Source organism: Bradyrhizobium sp. sGM-13 (genome assembly GCF_018398875.1).
Taxonomy (GTDB): Bacteria; Pseudomonadota; Alphaproteobacteria; order Rhizobiales; family Xanthobacteraceae; genus Bradyrhizobium.
The window spans coordinates 353947-374709 of sequence record NZ_JAGWDK010000004.1 but is presented as its reverse complement, the minus strand read 5'-3'; the positions used below and the strand labels follow the sequence as shown (position 1 = coordinate 374709).

The window sequence follows — 20763 nt, the reverse complement described above, 5'->3', positions numbered from 1 at the left end:
TCTAAGAACCATTCCATTAGAGGAATCGTAATACCTCGCGTATGCGTCACCGCGTTGCGCTGGCCGACTTCCTGAGGGCGCGGCGTGAGTGCTCGCAGGTTGGGGTGAACCTTGAAGTCTCGTGATTTGTTCCGGGTCGCCGCGTTGGCGACCGTGTCCGTATTGGCGTTGTGGCCGCAGTCGACGTTCGCGCAGTCAAGCTCTTCGTCGCAATCCGGGGCGCAGTCGTTACCTCCCGTCGTCGTCGCCTCGCCGGAGGCTCGCCGTCGCACCGCAGCGCCGGAACGGCGCCAGACGCGGCGCACAACGCAGACAGCGCAAACCAATAGACCGCAGCCGCAACGCGGCGTCGGCTTCGTCGAAAACCCGCGCGGCGCCATCCAGGGTTATGTCGCCGGCCGCTCGATGGCGGGCACCAAGACCAACACGCCGATCATGGAGACGCCGCAATCGCTGTCGGTCATCGGCAGCGAACAGATTCGCGACCAGAAACCCGGCAAGTTCGACGAGATCCTGCGCTACACGCCGGGCGTTGTCGCCGGGACGTTCGGCGCCGACACCCGCAACGACTGGTTTCTCATTCGTGGCTTCAAGTCGGAGGACGTCGGCCTGTTCCTCGACGGGCTGCAGCTCTTCTACACGTCGTATGCGAGCTGGAAGCTGCAGCCGTTCAACCTCGCCCGAGTCGAGGTGCTACGCGGCCCCTCCGCCGTGCTCTACGGCGGCTCCAGCCCGAGCGGCATCGTCAACGCGGTCAGCAAGACGCCCCCGGTGGAGCCGATCCGCTATCTCGAGACCGGCGTCAACAATTTCGGCAATGCCTATCTATCTTTCGATTTCGGCGGCCCGGTCGCGACGCAACCGGAGAACGGAAAACTATTCTATCGTGTGGTCGGCCAGGTCCAGAACGGCGGCACGCAAGTCGATTTCACGCCCGACAATAATTACTTCATCGCGCCGTCCGTCACCTATAAGCCGGATGCAGATACGACGTTCACCGTGCTGGCTTCAGCGTCGAAGACGGATACGCGCGGCATTAACTTCTTGCCTTATGTCGGTACGGTGGTCGATGCACCCTTTGGACGTATTCCGACAAAGCTATTCGTCGGCGATCCCAGCGTCGATACGTTCAAGCGCGAACAGGAGATGATCGGCTATCAGTTCGAGCGCAACCTCTCCGACAGTGTCACGTTCCGGCAGAACGCCCGATACGCGCATGTCGACATCACCTATCGCGGTTTTGTCGGCAACAACTATGTTAACAACGACCCCTCCACCGGCGACATTGGCCGCTACAATTGGTACGCAAAGAACACCGCCAACCAGGGCAATCTGGACAACCAGTTGGAGTATCGCTTCGATACCGGCCCCGTGCAGCACACGATGCTATTCGGCCTCGATCTGAAAGCCTATCGGATCGACGACTATCAGCTCTTCGGCGGCGGCGTGCCTCCGATCAACATCTTCAATCCCGTATATGGCGTCGGCGACATTCCGTTCACGGGCAACCCCTTCCGCAATTTCCTCCTGACCCAGAATCAACTCGGCACCTATATTCAGGACCAGATCAAGTTCGGCGGCTTCACGCTGGTGTTGAGCGGCCGCAATGACTGGGTCTCGACCAGCCAGGGCGATCGTCCGACCGGCGCCACGCTGACCAACCGCGAGGACAGCAAGTTCAGTGGCCGTGCCGGCCTGATCTATAATTTCGCCAACGGGCTCGCGCCCTATGTTGCCTACGCGACAAGCTATAACCCGATCATCGGCCTCAACGCGTCGAACCAACTGTTCCTGCCGGAAACCGGCGAGCAGGCGGAGATCGGATTGAAGTTTCAGCCTGACGGCTTCGACGGCCATTTCAGCATTGCCGTGTTCGACCTGAAGCGGAAAAACGTGCCGACGACAGTCCCGGGCATCACGCCGGTTCTTCAGAATCAGACCGGTGAGGTCACCTCGCGCGGTCTCGAGCTGGAGGCCGTAGCCAATCTCGCACCTGGCCTGAAGATGGTTGGCGCGTTCACCACCTACGACCTTTTTATCAGCAAGGACGCAGATCCGGCCCTACTCGGCCTGACACCGACCAACACGCCACAGCAGACAGGATCCCTCTGGGCTGACTACACGTTCCAGGAGGGGCCGCTGCGAGGCTTTGGCTTTGGTGGCGGCGTGCGCTACGTCGGCAAGTCCTTCGCCAACAGCGCGAACACGCTGGTGGTTCCCTCGGTCGTGCTTGGTGACGCGGCGATCCACTACGAATGGCAAAACTGGCGCGCGGCGTTGAACGTCATCAACATCGCGGACAAAACTTACGTCGCAAGTTGCGCGTCCGATACGTCCTGCTTCTATGGTGACCGCCGCCGCGTAACGGCGAGCCTCGCCTACAAATGGTAAAGCGACTGCGATCGGAACGGAGGCAGCCCTGAAAGCCAGAACCGTTCACATCTGGTCGGTGGTCCACACCTGGAGCAGCCTGATATCGACGCTGTTCCTGCTGCTGCTGTGCATCACCGGCCTGCCGCTCATCTTCCATCACGAGATCGATGAGCTGCTCGGCTACGATCCAAAGCCCGAGATCGCACAGCCGGGCGCGGTGAAACGGAGCATCGACGAGATCGCCCGCACGGCGCTTACGAACGATCCTGGTCGCGTCCTGCAATATATCTTGTGGGACAAGGACGAACCGAACAACGTGATCGCCTTCACCAACAACAAGGTCGACGGCGATCCGGATGCCGCGACGCTCAGGGCCTATGATGCACACACCGCCAAGCCGCTCGGCTCGGTCGGCGGTGGCCCGATGCTGATCTTCCTGAAACTCCACGTCGATATGTTTGCCGGCCAGCCTGGCAAGCTGTTCCTCGGCGCCATGGGATTCCTATTTCTTGTCGCCATCGTCTCCGGCGTGGTGCTGTACTGGCCGTTTACGCGGCGCCTGAGTTTCGGCACCCTCAGGGACAAGTCGCGCCGCATTGCCTGGTTCGATTGGCACAATCTTCTGGGCGCGGTGACCATCGCGTGGGCGCTGGTGGTCGGCGCTACCGGCGTCATCAATACGCTTGCGGAAGTGATGCTGAGCCAGTGGAAGGCCGACGAGCTCACTGACATGGTCAAACCCTATGCCGGCAAGCCGCCGCCGGTCCATCTCGCCTCGCTTGATGTAGCGCTTGAGAATGCGCGTAAGGCCGCGCCGGACATGAACGTCTCCTTCGTTGCCTTCCCCGGCACCCCGTTCACGAGCTCGCATCATTTCGCGGTGTTCATGCGCGGCGACACGCCGCTGACGTCGCGGCTGTTGAAGCCGGTGCTGCTGGATGGCGAAACCGGCGAAGTTTCCGACGCGCGCGATCTTCCGGTCTATCTCAAGGCGCTGCTCGTGTCGCAACCGCTGCACTTCGGTGATTATGGCGGCATGCCGCTGAAGATCATCTGGGCCCTGCTCGACATCATGACGATCGTCGTCATCGTCAGTGGGCTCTATCTGTGGGTCATCAAACGCCGCAAGCACCGCAGCCACGCGATCGCGGGACAGCCTGCGTTGCAGCCGTCGCGATGACCGACGCACGCAAGTTGCGCTCCAGTGGCGGTTGGTGGACCGTGTATGGCGGTCCACTGCTGATCGGGGTGCTGTCGGTCGCTGGATTGTTGACGGCGCTGCTTTCGGAAGGCGCCGGCCGTTATTTTTCCTGGATCGCGGTTGGCGCGCCCGTGGCCCTCACCGGCTGGTTTTTGGCGCGGCGCAAACGACGCTAGACCGGCCGCATCAGCTTCAGCGTCGCGGCCAGCCGTAAGCTGCGCTTTCCCGCGAGCGCAATGGCTTCGAGTTCAGCGCCGGCTTCGTCGCAGGTGCCGGTAAAGCCGATGCCCACCTCATGGCCGCCGAACACAGGGTTTTCGCCCTTCGCCGGCGTATGCTCCTGGTTCAGGATCTCGCCCTTCCAGCGGCCGTCGGCCGAAGCATAGGACCCGAGGTAATAGAAGAAAGCGTCGCCGCCGAGGATGCGGCCGTCCAGCAGCAGCATGACGCCGGACAGACCGGCCTCGATACCGTCGAGCGCGCGGAGCTGGAGGGAATAGAGCCCATTGATTATGCCGCCCGGCCCGACGGTGCCGACCGGCGGCAGTGCCTCGTCGTCGAGCCGCGTCAACTCGGCCCAGAACAAGGCGCCGGGCCGCGGCGCGGCGCTTCCTTCAAAACGAATCCTGTTGCCCTGCAGCCTGCCGCGCACGCTGATGGCGGCGACATCGGTATCCATCAAAGGCTTGTAGTGAGGGTCGTCATTATGGCGCTGGGTGATAACCTCGCCGATAATTTCCCGACCCGTCTCCTGGTAGGTGCCGAGATGGGCAAAGGCGGAATTGCCGCCCAACAGCTTGCCATTGTGCATGCACATGATGCTGCGGCCGAACGCGTCGTTCACGCCGTACTCGACCTTGTAGAGCCCGTTCAGCAACGAAATGTCCTGCACTATCGGAATCGTCCGGGCGGGCTTAGCACCGCCGCCGCGATGGAACCAGTGCGTTTTATCGCAGTTTCAATGCCGCTTGAAATACTGCACGGCGCGCTCGTGCTTTTCCGCCGCCGCACGCGATTTGAAGGTTCCGAGGTTACGGCGCTTCCCGGTTTTCGGATTGATTTTGCGGGAATAGAGCCGGTATTCGCCCGATTGCAATTTTCGGATCATGGCCAGCACCGCTTTGTTGCGAGCCCCCGTCCGCAATAATGACGCCACGGGTCCCCTTGTTCCGCTCCGGCTATTCGCGTTGTCTGAGCTTGCAGTGCCGGAATCGTTCGGCCGGCGTGGAATGAACGGGGGATCACGTGCAACATTTCTTCCTCTATCTCCTTGCGCTCGGCGCTGGCGTCAGCGTCGCGACCCAGCAGGTGCTCAATGGCAGTCTGCGCACCGCGCTGGGCTCGCCGGCCTGGGCGGGGCTGATCAGCTATGCGGGCGGCCTCATCACCATGATCGTCGCGGTGATCGCGCTAGGCGAACGCGTGCCGTCCTGGAAAACAATGGTCGATGTGCCGTGGTATGCGTGGTCCGGCGGCGTATTCGGCGCTGCCTTCATCCTGCTGGCGATCCTGTTGTTGCCGTCGCTCGGCGCAGCGACGCTGTTTGCGCTGGTCATTGCCGGCCAGGTGCTCGCTGCAGTGACGCTCGACCATTTCGGCGCGTTCGGGCTGACGCCGCATCCCGTGAGCGCCGCGCGGCTCGCAGGCGCAGTGCTGTTGATCGCCGGTGTCGTCTTGATCCGGGATTGAAATTCAGGGCTCTAGCCCGCTCTCGCGCAAAGCAGGTGCGACCGCAGGCGACGCAAGAAATCGCAGCAGCCTGTCCGCTTCATCCGGCTTGTCGCTCGCTACCATACGCCCACCGGAAAACACCGCGGGCGTTTGCAAGTCGCGTGGGATGGCTCCAACCACCTCGATGCCGCCGACCTGCTTCAACTCGCTGATCTGCTGGACGGCGAGATCGGCCTCGCCGGTCACCAGCTTCTCAGCGGTAAAACCCTGCGGGATGATCTGCGCCCTCGCATTGATGTCGGCGGCAATGCCGAGTTGCTCGATCAGTCTTGCAAACAGAATACCGCTGGCGCCGAGCCGCGAATAGGCCACCGAGCGCGCGCCGAGTAACGCAGCGCGCAGCGCCGCCTCGGTCGCGATATCGGGATGGGCCGCCCCGGCTTTCACGGCGATGCCGACGAAGGAGCGAGCCAGGTCCACGCAAGTCTCCGGGACCACCCGCCCCTCGCGCACGACTTCGTCCAGCCCCTCGCGGGTCAGGATGACGACGTCCGCGGCCTCGCCCGCGCGCAGCCGGTCCAACAGCGCCAGCGTGGGCGCGAAATCGGCGTCGATGCGTGCGCCGCCGGCCGCCTGATACTGGCCGGCCAGGCCTTGCACGGCGCCCTTCAACGCCAGCGTCGAAAGCATGCGGATGGTATCAACCATCGGCTGCTATACCCGGCGCATCAGCTTGAGCACCGCGGTCATGCGAAGGCTGCGCTTGCCGGCGAGCGCGGTCGCCTCCAAGAGCGCGCCTTGCTCGTCGCAGGAGCCGGAAAAGCCGATGCCGACTTCATGGCCGCCGAAAATGGGGTTCTCGCCCATGGCGGGCGTGTGCTCCTGGTTGAGAATCTGGCCTTTCCAGCGGCCGTTCTCCGAGGTGTACGTGCCGAGATAGTAGAAGGATGCGTCGCCGCCGAGGATGCGCCCATCATTGAGCAGCATCACGCCGGTCAGGCCGCCCTCGACGCCGTCGAGCAGGCGAACGTGGATGGAATAGAGGCCGTTGACGATACCGCCCACGCCGACGCTGCCGGCGATCGGGATGGCCTCCTGCTCGATCGGCGTCATTACCGACTGGAACGCCACGCCGGGCAACTCCTTCAGGCCTCCTTCGAAGCGGTACAGATTGCCGTCTGCCCTGCCCTTCGCCAGCAAGGTGGCATCGTCGGTGCCGGCCATCGCGCGGTAATTCGGGTCCGGGTTGTGGCGCACAGTCTGGATCACGATGTCGACGCCATCGTCCCGTTTTTCGTAACTGCCGATATGGGCAAAGGCCGAATTGCCGCCCAGCATCTTGCCGCCGCGCGCATACATCACGCTGCGGCCGACCGCCGCGCCAAGCTGAAACCTGACTTTGTAAAATCCCTCAAACAATGCCGTCACCCCGGCAAACCCGGCTAATTGTCTAGCGCGGTTCATAACGCAGGGAAACGGCCTTGAACGGACGTATTTAAATCAACCTTTCGAGGCTCGGTGTCATCAAAACGCAATGATCCGCCAAGGCGGTGCCTTGGCGGATCAGCTTTGCAACGCGTAAAGCCCGAATTGTATCGTTAAGTCTCTTAGGCCGCGGCCGCCTTGGCTCCGGTCGGCACTTCCGCGATCGTCTTCAGGATCTGGGACGCGATCTGGTAGGGGTCGCCCTGCGAGTTCGGGCGGCGGTCTTCCAGATAGCCCTTGTAGCCATTGTTGACGAAGGAGTGCGGAACGCGGATCGAGGCGCCGCGGTCAGCCACACCGTAGCTGAACTTGTTCCAGGGCGCGGTCTCGTGCTTGCCGGTCAGGCGCTTGTCGTTGTCCGGCCCGTAGACGGCAATGTGGTCCATGAGATTCTTCTCAAAGGCAGCCATCAGCTTCTCGAAGTATTCCTTGCCACCGACTTCGCGCATGTACTTGGTCGAGAAGTTGGCGTGCATGCCCGAGCCGTTCCAGTCGGTATCGCCGAGCGGCTTGCAGTGGAATTCGATGTCGATGCCGTAGCTCTCGGTCAGGCGCAGCATCAGGTAGCGAGCCATCCACATCTGGTCGGCAGCGGTCTTGGAGCCCTTGCCGAAGATCTGGAATTCCCACTGGCCCTTCGCCACTTCGGCGTTGATGCCTTCGTGGTTGATGCCGGCGGCGAGGCAGAGGTTGAGATGCTCCTCCACGATCTTGCGGGCGACATCGCCAACGTTCTTGTAGCCAACGCCGGTGTAATATGGGCCCTGCGGACCCGGATAACCGTCCGAGGGGAAGCCGAGCGGACGGCCGTCCTTGTAGAAGAAATATTCCTGCTCGAAACCAAACCAGGCGCCTTCATCGTCCAGGATGGTTGCGCGCTTGTTCGAGGAGTGCGGGGTCTTGCCATCGGGCATCATGACTTCGCACATCACCAGCGCGCCGTTTTCCCGCGCAGCATCCGGATAGACGGCGACCGGCTTCAGCACGCAATCGGAGCTGTGGCCTTCGGCCTGCATGGTGGACGAGCCGTCGAAGCCCCACAGCGGAAGCTGTTCGAGCGCCGGAAACTTGTCGAATTCCTTGATCTGCGTTTTGCCGCGCAGATTCGGCGTCGGCGTATAGCCGTCGAGCCAAATATACTCGAGCTTGTACTTGGTCATTGAGCCTCTCTTGAGTTGCTATGAAATGCGGAAAACCGAAACCTTGAATTCTGGATTTTGACGCCCAGCCCCCGGAGGTCTCCGCATACGTGTACCCGGCCACGTCAGGCCACTCCCTTCTAAGCATGTAGCGTGCCAATCGCTGCAGTGCGGCATTGGCCATCCACAGCTCGCGCCGGCGGCGGCCCGAAATAGAAGCTGCGACATAGGAGCGCGGCCGGCCCGCAAATCAGGTGGTCTGGCGGCAGGGTTGCGAACTGAATCCAGCCTATTTTTCCGGCATTTTCCCTTCATTGCCGCTACGCGCTTAAAGGTGCGGCATCCTTTTGAGGTCCCCGCGTCAGACGCCAACTCACCCGAGCAACCATCCCGCACGGCCGCGCGTTGGTCACGCAAACGCTGCCTCGCAGAATGCACCGCCAAAACTGCCTACGAAATAAACAAAACCTGCCGCTCTCTTGGTCACTTGCACCCGCCCGGGGCACCGACAATATCGCCTTACGTAACCACTAGAGAACGAGTCGGGCGCACCATGGAGGCTCGCGCGTCGAGAGAAGGAGACTGCAACGATGAATCCGAGTTTGAATCACGGGTCAGCCACGATCTACCAATTCCCAGCCGGGGGCCGGGCGGCTCTCGGGGGACGTCGCTATGGCGAGACCAAAGCCGTGACCGAGTTTGCGGCCCAACCGGTCAACCTCGCGGACTGCTGCGATAGCTGGTACCACGCCGCGGCGATCGAGGATGCCAAGAGCGAGCGGGATCACTGATGCCCGGGAGGTGTTTGGCAGGGACGCGCCGGACAAACGAGGCGCGGACGGAGAACTAGAAAAGGGTCGGAACGAAATCGTTTCGGCCCTTTTTCATGTCTGCTGGCACGTCGTGGTCCGCCGCCTGGCGTGCTTGAGGGTGGTGATGCCAGCTTTGGTGATCCGTAAGGTCACGCCCTTCCCCTGGTAACGCGACCCTGACAGGGTCCAACGCTTGGGCAGCGTCACCGCCTTGCCGTCAAGTTGTAGATGGGCACGCTTGTCGTATTGAAAAAATCCAACCGTGAACTGCGAGCCGTCGGCGCAACGATAATTCTGGAAGCTGGACTGCGCCGATGCCTGTGACGGCATGGTTGCAACCGCGGCGAAGCCTAGCGCCGCGCCAAAAATCGTGATGTTCCGCCGATTCATGCTTCGCCCTCTTGCGAGTTCAGTATAGACGAGACGGGGCCGAACGAAACCCGTCCCTTGTTCTCCGTCCGAACCCTTGCTGCATGATGTCAGATTCCCCTGCCCGCCATCTCAATCTTGCCGGCGCCAGCAATTTTCGCGATCTCGGCGGCTACCCCACAAGCGACGGCCGGACCGTACGCTGGCGGCAGATTTTTCGTTCCAACCATCTTGGCCACCTCACCGAAGGCGATGTCTCCGTCCTGCGGGAGCTGGGCGTCCGCAGCGCGTTCGATTTTCGCGGCACCGAGGAGCGCGCCGTCGCCCTGTGCGGCATGCCGGAAATCACTGTTCATTCGCTGCCGGTCGAGCCGACGGTGGTCGCGGCGCTGCGCGCGATCGCAGCCGCCGGTTCGCCGCTGTCTACGGACCACGCCGTCGAGGTGATGCGCGATTCCTACCGCAGCTACGTACAGAACAACACGCAGCATTTCCGCGCGCTCTTTGCCCATCTGTTGGAAGACCGCGCGCCGCTGGTGATCCATTGCACCGCCGGCAAGGACCGCACCGGCTTTGCGTGCGCGCTGATCCTGCATACGCTCGGTGTTTCCGAGGACATCATCTCGGAAGACTATCTGCTGACCAACCGCTTCTACCGCAGGGACCCCAATCACAGCAGCGACCTGCCCGAGAACGTCAGCCAGGTGCTAGGCTCGGTGCAGGCATCGTTCCTCGCCGCCGCCTTCGAGGCCATCGACGCCGACTATGGCGATCTCGAAAGCTATCTCCGCGATGGTCTTGGTCTCGGCAAAGCCGAACGCGCCCACCTCGAAGCGCGCTATCTGCAGCGCTGATCTAATCCGCCTTCACCTCACCCGCTGCATCGACACGACCTGCGCGGACAGCTTGCCGCCTCTCGCCCTGACGTTGACCTGCACCTTGTAGTCGTTGCTGGTTTCGCCCTTGGGCACATAGAGCATCGCGGTAAAGCGCACGCGGCCGCGCGCATCGAGTGTCACCGGCAGGTCCTCATGCACGCGAAAGAAATTACCCTGGCGATTTCGCGGCGGCAGCCTGGCCGTCATGACAGGCTCGACCAGCGCACGCAGATCGAGCTTGGTCGCCGCTGCACCGTCTATCAGGTAATAGGCAAAGGAATCACTCTCCCAACGACTGTTCGCCACCTCGACGACGGCCCGGCTGTCCGGCGACCAGGCCGCAATCAGTTCGTAGCGGTTCGCCCGCATTTCACCCGTCTCCCAATGGGTACCGCCCAGTGTGGCCAGCACCGCGCCATCGGTGACACGGATCAGGACGTTTTCGACGTCGTTGGGAGTATCCTGGCCGGACGGCAGGCCTTGCGCGGTTCGCCAGGCGAACGCGTAGTCCTTCGAGGGCGAGGTGGTGCCGGCGAAGACGCGCATCGCAGCTTTCCCTTCGCCGCATACAAGGCCGCCGTGCCGATCGGCGACGCAGCCTTGCGCATGTGCGGCGACCACCGACTGCAATGCGACGAGAGCGAGTGGAAATGCGAGAGCGTAGCGCATGCGCTATCTTATCCGCCACGCGCAAGTCGTAAAGCAGACCGTGGCCAAAAAGCTGCGCGCGCTATCGGCTCAGGCCGCCGCTTCCATTTCCAGTTCGGCGTCGAGGTCGGCGATGACGTCCTCGAACGCCGAGATCGCCTGCTGGATCGCTGCGATCTGCATCAATTCCCAGCTCGAGACCGGACCGCTGCGATTCTGCAGCGCTACAACCAGGTCGCGCCGTTGCTCCTTAAGCTGAACAAGCGGTAAACCATGATCCGGCAAACCCATGACAAATCCCCCTGCCTTTTTGTTGGAGTCCTGTTGTACCGAATGGATTCTGCAAACGGCTTACAGAACTCCGGCAAATTTTATCGATTTGGCTCTGCCCCTATGTAGCTCGCTACCGCCAGCCAGCGCGGGCCGCGACAATTTGGGCCGGCGAGACTGACGCTCATGCAGAAATTCGCCGCATTGGGATTGAAAATCTCCTGTTAAGGTGCGCTCCCTCATCCGCATGCGGAGGCCCTTCATGGACGGAAAAGTCATTGTCGTGACGGGCGCGCTGGGTGCGCTCGGCCGGGTGGTCGTGGACGAAGCGCTGGCGCTGGGCGCAAGAATTGCGAGCGTCGACCATGCCCCGACGCAAGTCCCGGCCACGGCCGACCTGTTCGAACTCGGCGGCGTCGACCTCACCGATGCCGCGGTAGCCAAAAAGGCCATCAACGCCGCGGCCGCGCATTTCGGCAAGCTCGACGCGCTGATCAACATCGCCGGCGGCTTTGCCTTCGAGACGGTGGCGGAGGGTGATCCCAAGACCTGGCAACGGATGTATGCGCTCAACGTCATGACCGCGCTCAACGCCTCGCGCGCGGCGATCCCGCATCTCGCCGCATCGGGCGCGGGCCGCATCGTCAATATCGGCGCGAGGGGCGCGCTGCAGGCAGACAGTGGCATGGGCGCCTACGCCGCCTCTAAAGCCGGCGTGCACCGCCTCACCGAGGCGCTCGCCGCCGAGCTCAAGGGCAAGATCACGGTCAATGCCGTGCTGCCGTCGATCATCGACACCGCGGCCAATCGCGCCAGCATGCCGAACGCGGATTTCACCAAATGGGTGACGCCGAAGGAACTGGCCGACGTGATCCTGTTCCTCGCCAGCGACGCCGCAAGCGCCGTCACCGGCGCGCTGCTGCCGGTGAACGGGAGGGTTTAGCCCTCCACTTCCACAAGCTTTCGCAGCACCGCCTTGAATCGGATGCTGCGCTTGCCGACGAGCGCGGTGGCATCACCTTCCGCACTGTCGCGGTCATACGTGCCGGAAAAGCCGATGCCGACTTCATGGCCGCCGAACACCGGCCGTTCGCCCATGGCCGGGGTATGCTCGCGGTTGATGAGTTCGCCCTTCCATCTGCCGTTCGCCGCCGTGTACGCCCCGACATAGTCGAAGAACGCGTCGCCGCCCCTGATGCGGCCGTCTTGCAGCATCATGACACCGGTGTTGCCGGCATCGATTCCGTCGAGCATACGAATGTGGATCGAATAGAGCCCGTTGCCGATCCCCTCAGGGCCGACCGTACCAGGCGGCGGCGCATCGGTATCATCGATAGGGCTCAGAACCGTCGTGAAATGGATGCCGGGCAAGGCCGCGCTGCCGCCGTTAAAATGAAACTCCTCGCCGCGGGGCGCGCCCTGAAATTCATCACGGCATGTTCAACTTCGAACATCGGAACGTATTTGGGATCGTGATAGTGGCGCGACATCGTAACCTCGCAAGAGACGATGCCATCGGTTTCGGTGAAGTGGCCGACAAAGGAAGAGCCGGAATCGCCGCCGTATAGTCTGCCGCCCGATGTCGCAAACATCACGCCGCTGCCCGTGCCGCGGGCCGTGGTGAAGCGGAATTTGTATAGCCCTTGCAACGCGCCTACTCGCTGTGGGAGCGACAAATGCCTGTGGCCCGCGAACGGTCGATTCGCAGGTTCCCTCAAACTGCCGCTGGCCTTGTCCCCGCTCCGACAATAGCCGCTCCGGGGCTATCCGATCAAACGCTTTGCCGGAATTGGGCTAGGCTCGGCGTGTTGAGTCGCGGCAGCCAGCGCCGCCGGAGCCTGCCTTGGAAACCGCACTTTATCTTCCCGTCAAACGCTTCCTCGAAAAGCTCGGCTTCACCGTCAAAGGCGAGGTCGGCGGCTGCGATCTCGTGGCGCTGAGTGGCGACGATCCGCCGATCGTGGTGATCGGCGAACTCAAGCTTTCCTTCAACCTGGAACTGATCCTGCAGGCGGTCGATCGCGCCGGCGCTGCCGACGAGGTCTGGCTTGCGGCTAAATTATCCGCCCGCGGCAAGGGCCGCGAAAGCGACGCGCGGTATCGCAACCTCTGCCGCCGGCTTGGCTTCGGCATGCTCGCTGTCACCAATACCGGCGATGTGGAAGTGCTCGTCAAGCCACCGACATCAGCGCCCCGCCGCGATCCCAAAAAGCGCTCGCGGCTGATCGCGGAGCACCAGAAGCGCAAGGGCGATCCCGTCATGGGCGGATCGACGCGTGCGCCGATCATGACGGCCTACCGTCAGCAGGCGCTGGCCTGTGCCTCCGCGCTGTCAGGCGGGCCGCGGCGCGTCAGGGATCTGCGGGCGGAGATTCCCGATGCCGGAAAAATCCTCTTGCATAATGTTTATGGCTGGTTCGATCGCGCCGAGCGCGGCATCTACGTGCTGACTGATGCCGGCCATGCCGCCCTGAAGCGCTGGCCGCAACAGCCGCTGGATCTGGCTGTCGCCGGCAATCCCTCGCCATGATGGCAAGCACGGTGACACCGAACCGTACGCGCTACCGGACTTGAAAGATTTTAGACGCATGGCTGTATTGCCGAGCGAAATTGATATTGCAATGCAGCATTAGGGCACCTAGGTATCTCCGCAATCAAATGCGAGGCGCCTATGAGCGAAGACTGGAACACGAAATACGGCACACGACGTGTTCGGCGGGATCCGCCGACGCTAGAGGAGGCAATCTTCGCCGCGGTCGGGATCACCGACGATCAGCAGCAGCAGGCGGAAATCGCCGCCGCGCTGATGGGCCTGCCTTATGAGGAAGTGCTGGCTGAAGTGAAGAAGACCGGCCGTGCGCTGGCACGATCGGCCACCCGCGTCATCACAGGCGAGCAAGGCGCACAGCGTTCGGTCGTGGTCGAGCGCCGCGTCGTCAGGCGTTTTGGCAATGACAAGCGTACCGGCACCTGACAAGCCGGCGATTATCTGAATTGCGCGGAGAATTGCCCAAGGCTTTGGGCAATTCTCGAGATTGAACGTACGGATCGCCTTAAGACGCCCCCCACTCGGACGGGGCGGTCCCGGCCATACGAAGCAGCATTCGCCGATAAGCGCGGTTAAAAGCTACCACCGCACGCATCGTCTTCAGCACGCTCTCGATCCAGGACGTCGCAAGTTCGGCCTGATCATACTTCGTCAGATCGATCGTGCCGGTGGATTCGCCGTGGCGGAATACAAGCTGCGCGCCGAACTTGCTGGCGAGCGCGCGCATCGCCTCGTTCTGCGCGCCGGTAGTGATCCGCAGGCTTTTATAGCCCTTGGCGCGTGCTTCCTTGATCAGCTTGCGGAACAGGATGCTGCCGACGCCGCGACGCCGCACGGACGTTTCGACGCTGAAAGCGATCTCGGGAAGCGAATCCGGTGACTGGTCCGGCGGATGCAGCTCCGCCGCTCCGCGAACCACGGCGTTTTCAAAGAAGGCGATGATCGTCGTGCCGTCATTGGCGCATTTCTCGGCGTAGCGCTCAATGAAGCTGTCATCCATGAAGCCATGGAAACGATCGCGGCGGCTGGTGCGGTCGAGCCGCAGCAGGTGATCGCGCAATAGCGGCAGTTCTTCCTGCTGGCTCAGCGTGCGCACGCTGCTATCGGCAAGCGCAGCCGCAATAACGGTGAGGTACATAGTCCAAAACTCCTCTGAGAAAACCCTCGAGGAGGCGTCGAATCCCTAGACTACCCATATTGTGCGGCGCAGCATCGAATTCAAGACCGGATTGCGCCGTGTACTGACTTAAATAACAGCAATGTTTGCAGTGATTTAGGCAACCCGCCATTAACCAATTGTTAAGGTTCGTCGCCCGGCGCAAAGTGGGCATGGGGCTTGCTTATTTTGGATGCGCCAAGCCCCGGCAACGCACCCGGATGGTTCGCGGAGACCCATTGTGGCTGTCATGCTCGACACCAGATCTTGCCTTCCGGAGCGCCGGCTTGCGGTGTGGCAGGACATCGTGTGCGACACCTTCGTTGGGCTCGACTGCAAATCGGACCTGCGCGGCGCGTTTTGGGGCTCGGTGTCGCAATCCAGAATCGGACCGGTCGCGCTCACGGAGGTCGATTCCACGGCACAGCGGGTATTCCGCACGCCGTCGCGAATATCCCGCGCCAGCGAAGATTTCGTGCTGATGGCGCTGGGCAACAACGGCGTGAACGGCGTGTTCCAGGATGGCCGCGAGGCTGTCGTCTCCGCCGGACAATTCGTCATTTACGACACCACCCGCCCCTACGAGCTGCGGTTCGACGACAGCTTTTCGCAGACCATTTTCCAGATGCCCCGCAAACTGCTGCAACAGCGCGTCGGCTCGTTCGATAGTCTGACCGCGACGACGTTTGCAGGCGATCGTCCGCTCGAACGGCTGACATATGATTTCGCGCGCAATGTGAGCAAGACGATCGAGCTGGTTGATCCTGCCGCCGCAACGCGCCTACTCGACCAGGCGCTCGACCTGCTGGCGATGACGCTTGCCGACCGGCTGCATGGCCGTATGCCGGAGCAGTCGGCCCACCGGTCGGCGCTGCTCTATCGCCTCAAGAACCATATCCTGACGCATCTTTCCGATCCCGAACTGTCGCTGCCGCGCGCTGCAGCCGCAGTCGGAATCTCGCCGCGTTACGCCAGCGATCTGATGGCCGCCGAACAGTCCTCGTTCCGCAGCTATGTGCAGGCGCAACGGCTGGAGCGCTGCAAGCGAGATCTTGCCGATCCCGCCTACCAGGCCCGGCACATCGGCGAGATCGCCTTCGCCTGGGGCTTCAACGACCTCGCCCATTTCAGCCGCATCTTCAAGCAGCGCTTCGGCATCTCGCCGCGCGAATGGCGCGAGCAGCAGGGCAAGTAACGTCTTTTCCTCACCTCTCCTTCCCGTTGCGCCCACCCATCGGACGCCGCTTAGCGCTGTCCTCCTGCCGGTTAAGACAAGTTTTCGTTCCGCCGCGGACAAGCGGTGCGCGCGACCACGGCTGTAGGCTTGGCATCAGCGAATGTCAGTTGTCGATGCGGGAGGACGATGCGATGGGTCTGGTTCATCAGAAATACAAGGTGGCGGTGGTTCAGGCGGCGCCGGTTTTTCTCGATCTCGACGCAACCGTGGACAAGACCATCGCGCTGATCGAAGAGGCTGCCGCGCAAGGCGCCAAGCTGATCGCGTTTCCCGAAACCTTTATTCCCGGGTACCCATGGCAGATCTGGCTCGGCGCGCCGGCCTGGGCGATCGGCCGCGGCTTTGTGCAGCGCTACTTCGACAACTCGCTCGCCTTCGACAGCCCGCAGGCGGAAAAGATCCGCCTAGCCGTGAAGCGCGCCAAACTGACCGCGGTGCTCGGACTATCCGAACGCAACGGCGGAAGTCTCTATATCGCGCAATGGCTGATCGGCCCTGACGGCGAGACCATTGCCAAGCGTCGAAAGCTGCGTCCGACCCATGCCGAACGCACCGTGTTCGGTGAAGGCGACGGTAGCGATCTCGCCGTTCACGATCGAGCCGACGTCGGACGGCTCGGTGCATTGTGCTGCTGGGAGCATCTGCAGCCGCTGTCGAAATACGCGATGTACGCCCAGAACGAACAGGTCCATGTCGGCGCCTGGCCGAGCTTTTCGCTGTACGATCCGTTCGCGCATGCGCTCGGCCATGAGGTCAACAACGCCGCCAGCGAGGTCTATGCGGTCGAAGGCTCGTGCTTTTTCCTCGGCCCCTGCGCTGTCGTTTCGCAGGCCATGATCGACGAACTCTGCGACACTCCTGAAAAGCATGCCTTCCTGCATGCCGGCGGCGGCCACGCCGTGATCTACGGGCCGGACGGCAGTTCGCTGGCCGAGAAACTTCCGCCTGACCAGGAAGGAATTTTGTATGCCGACATCGACCTCGGCATGATCGGGGTAGCGAAGAACGCCGCCGATCCGGCCGGGCATTATTCGCGGCCCGACGTCACGCGGCTGCTGCTCAACCCCACGCGCGCCAACCGCGTCGAGCATTTCTCGCTTCCTGTCGATGCCGAGGTCATGAGCGAAATCAGGCTGCAGGCCTGACGCACTTCATTTTTTCGAGAAGGAGCAGGCCCATGGAATCCGCAATCCCTGCGCATCTGCAAACCGCGCGAACGCGTCACCGCCGCGTCGGTGACGATTACGCGCCGCCCTACCCGTCCTTCGTGGCGCGGCACAAGCCAAGCGTGACGCGGGTGGTGATGGCCTATTTCGGTATCCAATCCCGCGGCGCGCTCCCGGCCGCCGCGGAGCAGGCATTGGTGCGGCTCGCTTCGGATTTCGCGGCCGCCGATGGCCCGTCCCATTGGGACAGCGCGAGCTATATCGACGAGGCCGGCTTCACCAACGTCGTCACGGTGGCCTATTGGGATGACCGGCAAAAATTCGATCGCTGGTTTCCCGCCGTGCGCGAGCGCTGGACTGGCGAGCAACGCACCAATAACGGGTGCGGTACTTTCATCGAGGCGCTTTATCCATCCGTGGAGGGCTATGAGACGCTGTTCTCTTCGCTCGGAAGGCCGGAAGGCATGGCCGTTCTCGCCGACGGCATGAGCGGCGAAGTGTTGGAGCACGCCTATTGGGGTGGCATGCGCGATCGCATCCCGTTGTCCCAAACCAGCGAGATGGCGCCCTCAGGTTCCGCGCGAGCCATTCGCGAGGGCGCGCGTATCCGGATCATCCCACACGACAATGTCTGCCTGATCCGCTCGGGCCAGGATTGGGGCGATACCGAAGCCGCGGAGCGCAAGATGTACCTCGGCGATGTCGAGCCGGTGCTGCGCGAAGGCATGGACTTCCTCCGCGACCAGGGACGTTCGATCGGCTGCTACGCCAACCGCTACATGACCGCCATCGGCCCTGACGGCGCGAGAGCCGAAAAGTCCTACGGCATGAGCTGGTGGAAAAGCCTATCGGCGCTGGAGCGCTGGGCTGAATCGCATCCGACCCATGTCAGGATTTTCGGCGCTGCCATGAAGTACCTGTCGACTCTGGGACCGGCCGCAAAACTGCGGCTGTACCACGAGGTCACCGTCGCCCGCGCCGACGAACAGCTCTTCGAATATGTGGATTGTCACCCGCAAACCGGAATGCTGAACGCCGTGCAGAAGGTGGAGATGGCCTGAGGCTACAGCACCATCTGGGTCTGCGTCACGACCGCGACCAGCTTGCCGTCCTCGGTCTCCAGCCGCGTCTGCCAGACTTGGGTGCGGCGCCCCCGATGCACCGGTGTGGCAGTCGCAATCACCGTAGACCCTTCCTTGGCACCGCCGATAAAATTGGTCTTGCTCTCGATCGTGGTGGTGCCCTTGGCATCCTCGGGCAGATTGATGACGGTCGCGGCAGCGCCGACTGAATCCGCAAGGGCCATGATCGCGCCGCCGTGAATCGTATTCCGCAGCGTGCAGAGGTCCGGCCGCACCAGCATCCTGGCGACCACCCGATCCATTCCGGCTTCCGTGAAGGTTACCCCCTTCAGTTCCGCAAACGGCATCTTCATCGACTGGATCTTTTCGAGCGGCGTCATTCGTCCTCCGGCTTTTCTTTGAAGTGATTTCCTGAACAGAATGGAGGCTGCCAGTAAATCAGGCAATGACCTCCGAGGTAATGGCTGCCGTGACATGGCGCGCGAAATTCGGCATACCGTCGGCATGCGCCAGTTCCCGCCCCGCCGAGTTGTCTGCTTAACCGAAGAGACCGTGGAGACGCTGTATCTGCTCGGCGAGCAGGACCGCATCGTCGGTGTCTCCGGCTATGCGGTGCGGCCGCCGCAGGTCCGCCGCGAGAAGCCGCGGGTCTCGGCCTTCATATCGGCGGACATTCCAAAGATTCTGGCGCTTGAGCCCGACCTCGTGCTCGCCTTTTCCGATCTGCAAGCAAACATCGTTGCCGACCTAGTGCGCGCGGGCGTCGCCGTCCATGTCTTCAACCAGCGCGACATCGCGGGCATCCTCGCGATGATCCGCACGGTGGGCGCTATGGTTGGTGCGGCGGAGCGCGCCGATCAACTCGCGCGTGGCTTTGAAGAGCGCCTCGCGCGGATCGCAGCAACGCCCCGCGCCTCGCCCAAGCCGAAGGTGTATTTCGAGGAATGGGACGATCCGCTGATCTCCGGCATCGGCTGGGTTTCCGAACTGATCGAGATCGCCGGCGGCGAGGACGCGCTGCCGAAGCTGCGGTTTCAGCAGGCCGCCAAGAACCGGATCATTTCGTCGGATACGGTGCGTGACACGGCGCCCGACGTGATCCTCGCGTCCTGGTGCGGCAAGAAGGTGGTGCCCGACCGCATCCGGCAGCGTTCGGGCTGGAGTTATATCCCGGCCGTGCGCAACAACCGCATTGTCGAAATCAAGTCGACAATCATCCTGCAACCGGGGCCGGCGGCGCTGACGGATGGGCTGGATGCGATCGTAAAGGCGTTGTGGCCGGAATCGACAATCTAACCGTCGTCCCTGCGAACGCAGGGACCCATAACCACCGGCGCCAATTGGAGCAGAAGGTCACGACCATCTCGCGCCACTGATAAGCCGCGGCGTATTGGTCCGTTCGCAGGGACGACGTAGCTTTCGCAGCGCGCGCCTACATCTTCTCCACCCCGCACCATTCCGCAATGAACAGCGCGGTGGCTTTGGTCGATTTCCGCAACGAGTCCAGCTCGACATATTCGTTGAAGCCGTGCATCGCGGCGCCCTTCGCGCCGAAGCAGAGGCTCGGGATGTTGTAATTCAACCCGTAAAATCGGGTATCGGTCAGCGCGGTGAACGCGCGATCCGGCACCGCGCCGCCATAGACGGCGTCGAACGCTTTTGCGAAGGCCGCTTCCGGCTCGGCCGAGTTCGTCAGTTCATAACCCTCCGACAAAAAGCCCGACCATTCGACCTGCGGCGGGTTGTTGGAGAGGAATCGGTGATCGCGCGCCGCCGCCGACACGCAGGCCAAAATCTCCTTCTGGCATTCGGCGATCGACCAGCCCGGCAGGACCGCGATGCGGCAATCGACGTCGCACCAGGCCGGTACGCTGGAGGCCCAGTCGCCGCCCTTGATGATGCCGGGGTTGAAGTTGAGCGGATGCGCGACCGCCTTGAAATGGCGGTCCGCCTTGGCGCGCTCGTTCCAATCGGCCTCGAGCTTCTGCAGCGCGTGGATCAGATGATACGCTGCCATGATCGCGTTGGCGCCGGCGCCGGCCTCGAACACATGCACCGGGAAGCCGCGCACCTTCAGGCGAAACCAGATCACGCCGACCTGCGAGCGAACCATGGTCTCGCCGGTCGGCTCCGGGATGAAGCAGGCGTCCGCGCGATAACCGCGCTGCAAGGTCGAGAGCGCGCCGACGCCGGTCGACTCCTCCTCGATCACGGATTGAAAATGGATGCGCGCCGTTGGCCTTAGCCCGGCGGCCTTGATTGCATCCAGCGCATAGAGTGCGCCGATGGTACCGGATTTCATGTCGCAGGCGCCGCGGCCGTACATCTTGCCGTCCTTGATGGCGGGCGAGAACGGCGGCGTCTCCCACATGTCGAGGGGACCTGCCGGCACCACGTCGCAATGGCCCTGCAGGATCAGCGATTTGCCTGAAATGTTCGCGGGACGGTACGTGCCGACCACCGTGCGCGCCTTGGAAAAATCATGCTCGATCGGGCCGAAGCCGCGCAGATCCTTCAAATCCTCGACGTCGATATGCCAATCGTCGACCTCGTAGCCGCGCTGGCGCAGGAGATCGCCGATCATGTCCTGGCACGGTCCTTCGGCGCCGCGGGTCGAGGGGATCGCAACGAAATCCTTGGTCGTCGCCAGTTGGGCATCAAAGCCGGCGTCGACGGCATCGAGGATTCTTTGTTGCGTATCGGTCGTCATGCGGCAGCTCCAGTGAAG

At 62.5% G+C, this 20763-nt stretch carries 26 protein-coding genes; 13 read left to right on the top strand and 13 right to left on the bottom strand.

Annotated features, from left to right (window positions below):
- Nucleotides 1–126: 126 nt before the first annotated feature.
- From KJQ96_RS08470 to KJQ96_RS08460, 3 genes are read left to right on the top strand one after another with little or no spacing between them, the layout of a single operon-like run.
- A complete protein-coding gene (locus KJQ96_RS08470) occupies nucleotides 127–2391 on the top strand; it encodes a TonB-dependent siderophore receptor (RefSeq protein WP_213286252.1) in 2265 nt (754 codons plus the stop codon).
- 58 nt (nucleotides 2392–2449) lie between these two features.
- On the top strand, nucleotides 2450–3553 hold the full coding sequence (locus KJQ96_RS08465) for a PepSY-associated TM helix domain-containing protein (RefSeq protein ID WP_309142382.1): 1104 nt from the start codon (nucleotides 2450–2452) through the stop codon (nucleotides 3551–3553).
- Complete coding sequence (locus KJQ96_RS08460) at nucleotides 3550–3750, top strand: hypothetical protein (protein ID WP_213286206.1); 201 nt, start codon at nucleotides 3550–3552, stop codon at nucleotides 3748–3750. Before KJQ96_RS08465 ends, KJQ96_RS08460 begins: the two co-directional genes overlap by 4 nt.
- Here the strand turns inward: KJQ96_RS08460 and KJQ96_RS08455 are convergent.
- Both KJQ96_RS08455 and KJQ96_RS08450 read right to left on the bottom strand, forming a co-directional pair.
- Nucleotides 3747–4451, bottom strand: coding sequence for a GrlR family regulatory protein (locus KJQ96_RS08455; protein ID WP_213286250.1), 705 nt, complete (start codon nucleotides 4449–4451; stop codon nucleotides 3747–3749). The genes KJQ96_RS08460 and KJQ96_RS08455 overlap by 4 nt on opposite strands.
- 81 nt (nucleotides 4452–4532) lie before the next feature.
- Nucleotides 4533–4682 (bottom strand): hypothetical protein, encoded by a 150-nt coding sequence (locus tag KJQ96_RS08450; RefSeq protein ID WP_141686549.1) that lies wholly within the window; start codon nucleotides 4680–4682, stop codon nucleotides 4533–4535.
- Between the two features lie 137 nt (nucleotides 4683–4819).
- Between KJQ96_RS08450 and KJQ96_RS08445 the strand changes: the two genes are divergently transcribed.
- Nucleotides 4820–5263: a DMT family transporter gene (locus KJQ96_RS08445; protein WP_065744974.1), complete on the top strand. Its 444-nt coding sequence runs from the start codon at nucleotides 4820–4822 to the stop codon at nucleotides 5261–5263.
- Nucleotides 5264–5266: 3 nt separating this feature from the next.
- On the opposite strand, the gene KJQ96_RS08440 is transcribed toward KJQ96_RS08445, so the two are convergent.
- The 3 genes from KJQ96_RS08440 to KJQ96_RS08430 all read right to left on the bottom strand — a co-directional run bounded on the left by KJQ96_RS08440 (nucleotide 5267) and on the right by KJQ96_RS08430 (nucleotide 7890).
- Nucleotides 5267–5953 (bottom strand): substrate-binding domain-containing protein, encoded by a 687-nt coding sequence (locus KJQ96_RS08440; RefSeq protein WP_213286205.1) that lies wholly within the window; start codon nucleotides 5951–5953, stop codon nucleotides 5267–5269.
- A gap of 6 nt (nucleotides 5954–5959) precedes the next feature.
- Complete coding sequence (locus tag KJQ96_RS08435; protein ID WP_213286249.1) at nucleotides 5960–6664, bottom strand: GrlR family regulatory protein; 705 nt, start codon at nucleotides 6662–6664, stop codon at nucleotides 5960–5962.
- A 188-nt stretch (nucleotides 6665–6852) separates the two neighbouring features.
- Entirely contained in the window at nucleotides 6853–7890 is a 1038-nt protein-coding gene (locus KJQ96_RS08430) for a glutamine synthetase beta-grasp domain-containing protein (RefSeq protein WP_213286204.1), read from the bottom strand.
- Between the two features lie 569 nt (nucleotides 7891–8459).
- On the opposite strand from KJQ96_RS08430, the gene KJQ96_RS08425 reads away from it, so the two are divergent.
- Complete coding sequence (locus KJQ96_RS08425) at nucleotides 8460–8660, top strand: DUF2735 domain-containing protein (RefSeq protein WP_213286203.1); 201 nt, start codon at nucleotides 8460–8462, stop codon at nucleotides 8658–8660.
- A 93-nt stretch (nucleotides 8661–8753) separates the two neighbouring features.
- Here the strand turns inward: KJQ96_RS08425 and KJQ96_RS08420 are convergent, their stop codons facing one another.
- The gene (locus tag KJQ96_RS08420) at nucleotides 8754–9071 is read right to left on the bottom strand and encodes an MliC family protein (protein WP_057846552.1); all 318 of its coding nucleotides are present in this window, start codon (nucleotides 9069–9071) and stop codon (nucleotides 8754–8756) included.
- Nucleotides 9072–9157: 86 nt separating this feature from the next.
- Between KJQ96_RS08420 and KJQ96_RS08415 the strand changes: the two genes are divergently transcribed.
- Complete coding sequence (locus tag KJQ96_RS08415; protein WP_213286248.1) at nucleotides 9158–9904, top strand: tyrosine-protein phosphatase; 747 nt, start codon at nucleotides 9158–9160, stop codon at nucleotides 9902–9904.
- A 12-nt stretch (nucleotides 9905–9916) separates the two neighbouring features.
- Here the strand turns inward: KJQ96_RS08415 and KJQ96_RS08410 are convergent, their stop codons facing one another.
- Complete coding sequence (locus tag KJQ96_RS08410) at nucleotides 9917–10597, bottom strand: hypothetical protein (RefSeq protein WP_213286202.1); 681 nt, start codon at nucleotides 10595–10597, stop codon at nucleotides 9917–9919.
- A 69-nt stretch (nucleotides 10598–10666) separates the two neighbouring features.
- Nucleotides 10667–10867, bottom strand: a complete 201-nt coding sequence (locus KJQ96_RS08405; RefSeq protein ID WP_028346392.1) for a hypothetical protein — start codon at nucleotides 10865–10867, stop codon at nucleotides 10667–10669.
- A gap of 241 nt (nucleotides 10868–11108) precedes the next feature.
- Here KJQ96_RS08405 and fabG point away from each other — a divergent pair, with 241 nt between their 5' ends.
- The gene (gene fabG / locus KJQ96_RS08400) at nucleotides 11109–11789 is read left to right on the top strand and encodes a 3-oxoacyl-ACP reductase FabG (protein ID WP_213286201.1); all 681 of its coding nucleotides are present in this window, start codon (nucleotides 11109–11111) and stop codon (nucleotides 11787–11789) included.
- Here fabG and KJQ96_RS08395 read toward each other — a convergent pair.
- Complete coding sequence (locus tag KJQ96_RS08395; RefSeq protein ID WP_213286200.1) at nucleotides 11786–12217, bottom strand: GrlR family regulatory protein; 432 nt, start codon at nucleotides 12215–12217, stop codon at nucleotides 11786–11788. The genes fabG and KJQ96_RS08395 overlap by 4 nt on opposite strands.
- Nucleotides 12187–12495, bottom strand: a complete 309-nt coding sequence (locus KJQ96_RS08390; RefSeq protein WP_213286199.1) for a GrlR family regulatory protein — start codon at nucleotides 12493–12495, stop codon at nucleotides 12187–12189. The genes KJQ96_RS08395 and KJQ96_RS08390 overlap by 31 nt, the downstream gene beginning before the upstream one ends.
- Before the next feature lie 194 nt (nucleotides 12496–12689).
- Here KJQ96_RS08390 and KJQ96_RS08385 point away from each other — a divergent pair, with 194 nt between their 5' ends.
- Together KJQ96_RS08385 and KJQ96_RS08380 are read left to right on the top strand one after the other, a co-directional pair.
- Nucleotides 12690–13376 (top strand): DUF2161 domain-containing phosphodiesterase, encoded by a 687-nt coding sequence (locus tag KJQ96_RS08385; protein ID WP_213286198.1) that lies wholly within the window; start codon nucleotides 12690–12692, stop codon nucleotides 13374–13376.
- A 141-nt stretch (nucleotides 13377–13517) separates the two neighbouring features.
- Nucleotides 13518–13820 carry a hypothetical protein gene (locus tag KJQ96_RS08380; protein ID WP_057846498.1) on the top strand — a complete coding sequence of 101 codons (303 nt, stop codon included), beginning with the start codon at nucleotides 13518–13520 and terminating at the stop codon, nucleotides 13818–13820.
- Between the two features lie 79 nt (nucleotides 13821–13899).
- Here KJQ96_RS08380 and KJQ96_RS08375 read toward each other — a convergent pair whose 3' ends face one another.
- The gene (locus tag KJQ96_RS08375) at nucleotides 13900–14532 is read right to left on the bottom strand and encodes a GNAT family N-acetyltransferase (protein ID WP_213286197.1); all 633 of its coding nucleotides are present in this window, start codon (nucleotides 14530–14532) and stop codon (nucleotides 13900–13902) included.
- Between the two features lie 259 nt (nucleotides 14533–14791).
- Here KJQ96_RS08375 and KJQ96_RS08370 point away from each other — a divergent pair, with 259 nt between their 5' ends.
- The 3 genes from KJQ96_RS08370 (at nucleotide 14792) to KJQ96_RS08360 (ending at nucleotide 18014) form a co-directional block, all read left to right on the top strand.
- Complete coding sequence (locus tag KJQ96_RS08370) at nucleotides 14792–15745, top strand: helix-turn-helix domain-containing protein (RefSeq protein WP_375293148.1); 954 nt, start codon at nucleotides 14792–14794, stop codon at nucleotides 15743–15745.
- 173 nt (nucleotides 15746–15918) lie between these two features.
- Complete coding sequence (locus KJQ96_RS08365; protein ID WP_213286196.1) at nucleotides 15919–16932, top strand: carbon-nitrogen hydrolase family protein; 1014 nt, start codon at nucleotides 15919–15921, stop codon at nucleotides 16930–16932.
- 32 nt (nucleotides 16933–16964) lie between these two features.
- The gene (locus tag KJQ96_RS08360; RefSeq protein WP_213286194.1) at nucleotides 16965–18014 is read left to right on the top strand and encodes a phenylacetaldoxime dehydratase family protein; all 1050 of its coding nucleotides are present in this window, start codon (nucleotides 16965–16967) and stop codon (nucleotides 18012–18014) included.
- Between the two features lie 2 nt (nucleotides 18015–18016).
- Here KJQ96_RS08360 and KJQ96_RS08355 read toward each other — a convergent pair whose 3' ends face one another.
- Nucleotides 18017–18415: a PaaI family thioesterase gene (locus tag KJQ96_RS08355; protein ID WP_213286193.1), complete on the bottom strand. Its 399-nt coding sequence runs from the start codon at nucleotides 18413–18415 to the stop codon at nucleotides 18017–18019.
- A gap of 124 nt (nucleotides 18416–18539) precedes the next feature.
- Between KJQ96_RS08355 and KJQ96_RS08350 the strand changes: the two genes are divergently transcribed.
- The gene (locus KJQ96_RS08350) at nucleotides 18540–19331 is read left to right on the top strand and encodes a cobalamin-binding protein (RefSeq protein WP_213286246.1); all 792 of its coding nucleotides are present in this window, start codon (nucleotides 18540–18542) and stop codon (nucleotides 19329–19331) included.
- Nucleotides 19332–19467: 136 nt separating this feature from the next.
- On the opposite strand, the gene KJQ96_RS08345 is transcribed toward KJQ96_RS08350, so the two are convergent.
- Complete coding sequence (locus KJQ96_RS08345) at nucleotides 19468–20745, bottom strand: ArgE/DapE family deacylase (RefSeq protein WP_213286191.1); 1278 nt, start codon at nucleotides 20743–20745, stop codon at nucleotides 19468–19470.
- Nucleotides 20746–20763 lie beyond the last annotated feature (18 nt).

Excerpts from the sequence above, each read along its gene's own strand:
- KJQ96_RS08460 (WP_213286206.1), top strand. The coding sequence starts at position 3,550 with ATGACCGACGCACGCAAGTTGCGCTCCAGTGGCGGTTGGTGGACCGTG.
- KJQ96_RS08450 (WP_141686549.1), bottom strand. The coding sequence starts at position 4,682 with ATGATCCGAAAATTGCAATCGGGCGAATACCGGCTCTATTCCCGCAAA.
- KJQ96_RS08440 (WP_213286205.1), bottom strand. The coding sequence starts at position 5,953 with ATGGTTGATACCATCCGCATGCTTTCGACGCTGGCGTTGAAGGGCGCC.
- KJQ96_RS08430 (WP_213286204.1), bottom strand. The coding sequence starts at position 7,890 with ATGACCAAGTACAAGCTCGAGTATATTTGGCTCGACGGCTATACGCCG.
- KJQ96_RS08425 (WP_213286203.1), top strand. The coding sequence starts at position 8,460 with ATGAATCCGAGTTTGAATCACGGGTCAGCCACGATCTACCAATTCCCA.
- KJQ96_RS08420 (WP_057846552.1), bottom strand. The coding sequence starts at position 9,071 with ATGAATCGGCGGAACATCACGATTTTTGGCGCGGCGCTAGGCTTCGCC.
- KJQ96_RS08415 (WP_213286248.1), top strand. The coding sequence starts at position 9,158 with ATGTCAGATTCCCCTGCCCGCCATCTCAATCTTGCCGGCGCCAGCAAT.
- KJQ96_RS08410 (WP_213286202.1), bottom strand. The coding sequence starts at position 10,597 with ATGCGCTACGCTCTCGCATTTCCACTCGCTCTCGTCGCATTGCAGTCG.
- KJQ96_RS08405 (WP_028346392.1), bottom strand. The coding sequence starts at position 10,867 with ATGGGTTTGCCGGATCATGGTTTACCGCTTGTTCAGCTTAAGGAGCAA.
- fabG (WP_213286201.1), top strand. The coding sequence starts at position 11,109 with ATGGACGGAAAAGTCATTGTCGTGACGGGCGCGCTGGGTGCGCTCGGC.
- KJQ96_RS08380 (WP_057846498.1), top strand. The coding sequence starts at position 13,518 with ATGAGCGAAGACTGGAACACGAAATACGGCACACGACGTGTTCGGCGG.
- KJQ96_RS08375 (WP_213286197.1), bottom strand. The coding sequence starts at position 14,532 with ATGTACCTCACCGTTATTGCGGCTGCGCTTGCCGATAGCAGCGTGCGC.
- KJQ96_RS08365 (WP_213286196.1), top strand. The coding sequence starts at position 15,919 with ATGGGTCTGGTTCATCAGAAATACAAGGTGGCGGTGGTTCAGGCGGCG.
- KJQ96_RS08360 (WP_213286194.1), top strand. The coding sequence starts at position 16,965 with ATGGAATCCGCAATCCCTGCGCATCTGCAAACCGCGCGAACGCGTCAC.
- KJQ96_RS08355 (WP_213286193.1), bottom strand. The coding sequence starts at position 18,415 with ATGACGCCGCTCGAAAAGATCCAGTCGATGAAGATGCCGTTTGCGGAA.
- KJQ96_RS08350 (WP_213286246.1), top strand. The coding sequence starts at position 18,540 with ATGCGCCAGTTCCCGCCCCGCCGAGTTGTCTGCTTAACCGAAGAGACC.
- KJQ96_RS08345 (WP_213286191.1), bottom strand. The coding sequence starts at position 20,745 with ATGACGACCGATACGCAACAAAGAATCCTCGATGCCGTCGACGCCGGC.